General features: G+C 59.4%; 3 protein-coding genes. 1 reads left to right on the top strand and 2 read right to left on the bottom strand.

Translation table 11 applies throughout. The annotated features are described in order from the left end of the window. A partial coding sequence (locus AC0L3X_RS46920) for a lysozyme family protein (RefSeq protein ID WP_473317588.1) occupies window positions 1–1,005 on the top strand: 1,005 nt, incomplete at its 5' end. A 545-nt stretch (window positions 1,006–1,550) separates the two neighbouring features. On the opposite strand, the gene AC0L3X_RS46925 is transcribed toward AC0L3X_RS46920, so the two are convergent. After that, entirely contained in the window at window positions 1,551–1,748 is a 198-nt protein-coding gene (locus AC0L3X_RS46925; RefSeq protein ID WP_063986200.1) for a hypothetical protein, read from the bottom strand. Between the two features lie 131 nt (window positions 1,749–1,879). Next, a partial coding sequence (locus AC0L3X_RS46930) for a hypothetical protein (RefSeq protein WP_473317589.1) occupies window positions 1,880–2,188 on the bottom strand: 309 nt, incomplete at its 5' end.

A 2,188-nucleotide genomic window follows, 5' to 3' on the forward strand; every position in this document is an offset into this window, starting at 1 on the left:
GCCGCCAACGCCAGGCTCGCGGATGAACCGCAGGCAATCGCAATGGACAACGCCGTTGTCGCTAACACCGTTGTCGCTAACACCGTTGTCGCGAACGCCGCTGTCGCGAACGCCGAAGTGGCGACGGCCGATGAATCCGCGGCAGGGATGACCACCGACACGACGGCGGCATCAGATAAGCCGGACTCGATCGTCGTGGCCGCGTTGCCCGATCCGTCGCAGATGCCGTCGGCCGATTTACCGCCTGTGCAGGAATCGGTGGACTTGGGTCACCGTTATGTCGCCCAACCGGCGCCGACAATGTGCGATGCACCCGGCGGTGCCTCCAGCAAGGGGCCGCAGGATTTCCGGTATCTCATTTGTTATGTCTGGTCCGAACTGCCGCCTGCCGAGAAGCCGGCGGCGATCGTCTTGCGTTCGTTCAAGGACATCCCGGTCGGAACGCCGGTGGAAGAGATCAAGCGCGCGTCCGACGCTTTCGGTCTGGATTTCACTTTCATGAAGGCGGTGGCCAAGGTCGAGTCCGGTTTCGACCCCAAGCAACGCACCGGGTCGTATATCGGGCTGTTCCAGCTGAGCAAATACGAGTTCAGAAAGTTCGGCTCCGGAGACATTCTTAATCCCCGCGATAATGCCGTTGCGGCAGCCTACAAGGTCATCACCGAAGGCATTCTGTTCGAGTGGGTGACGCACAGGAAGTCGGACTTGAACGATCTTTACTTGATCCATCAGCAGGGCTGGGAAGGCGCCGCGGAGCACCTCAGTCAACCCAATCGCATCGCCTGGAAATCGATGTGCGCCACCAGCGAAGGTAGGGAGAAGGGCGAAAAATGGTGCAGGCGCGCGATCTGGGGCAATACGCTTCCAGCCGTCAAAGAGGCGTGGAAATCGGTAGAGAAGCTGACGTCGGAGGCGTTCGTCGGAATGTGGCGCGAGCGGGTTGCTCATTTCCAATCGAAATACATGGGCACCGCGACCGCCGCCGCCGAACGAGCGCACCAGTAAATTTCCGTTGAGTGGTTGGCAGGAGTTGCCGCACCCGCGGGCCGAGCGGGGCCTCACCGCCGCGGCGGCATGTGGTGCCGCTCATCGCTCAATGGTCGCGCTGACGCACTTTACGTCGTCAACGACGCTCGGATCGTTCCTACTGAGCGCGAACGAGGTGATCGATCCGGTGCCGATGTCTGCTTGTGGCTCCTTTTCAGACCTGCCGACTGCTTCTGAGGATGTCTGCTGTTAGCGGGGATGGGCGGAAGAACTTTGTTGATGTATCCGACCCGCAACGCGTCGGCAGTCGGCATCCCGAACGCCGCACAGATCCGAGGCTTGCCCGGTGCGAAATCGCGGGCGTTCGAGAAATGATCGAAGCTGCTTCGTCTAAATGGTCCGGCCAAGGGAGCGGGCAACCCAAAGGGGAGGAAATATGCCGGAAAGCATGCTTGTTTTCGCCAAAGCCCCTACGAAGAATGCTCCTAAGTAACACGCTGGTGCAGGCTCGCTTGCGCCGTCCTCGCTCTGATAAGGCTGGGGTGAGATGATGCTAATGGGATCTATTTCGCGCCGTCGGGTGCGTTCGGGTTTCGACCTGCGCCAACGGCGCTCTCCACTTCGGCCGCGAGCACTTGAAGATGGTCAGCCAAGCGAGCGAAAAGCTCGCGCTTCTTGGGGTCCGTAGCAAGGTCCCGGATCAAAGCGCATTCCGCCGCATCCACTCGCAGCTTCTCTAATTGCGTTGTCATGTCCTTCATGGACCGGTCCTCGAATAGCCGGCCTACCAGTTGCAGTGGCGCGAGGAACATTGTAGCCAATTTCGTGAGAAGGCTATTGGTACTTGGGGCGCTATCGAACAGGATGCACTGCAAAAATCCAGGACGCGCCTTTAGAGGGGCAGTTGTGCCTGATCTTCGGACCAATCGATGATCTCGAAGAACATGCCTCGTCGCAGCATTTCGGTTTCTAGATTTGCCGCGTGCGCCTTCCAATCTGATGTTTCACGAACCTTGAAGCGAGGCTGTTCACCGGCAGCCTTCTGAGCGTCGTCCGACGCGAGAGCCCCCCGAATGCTCTCGTACATCATCGTGAGACTGTCGTTCGTGAAAGCTCGATAGTCCGTAAGCGATGTTCTCAGGCCACGCGCCAGCGTTCTTGGGTAGCGAGATAGGCCCAGGGTAGCAGTTCGTCGATCTGG

Source organism: Bradyrhizobium sp. MI1.7 (assembly GCF_055811795.1).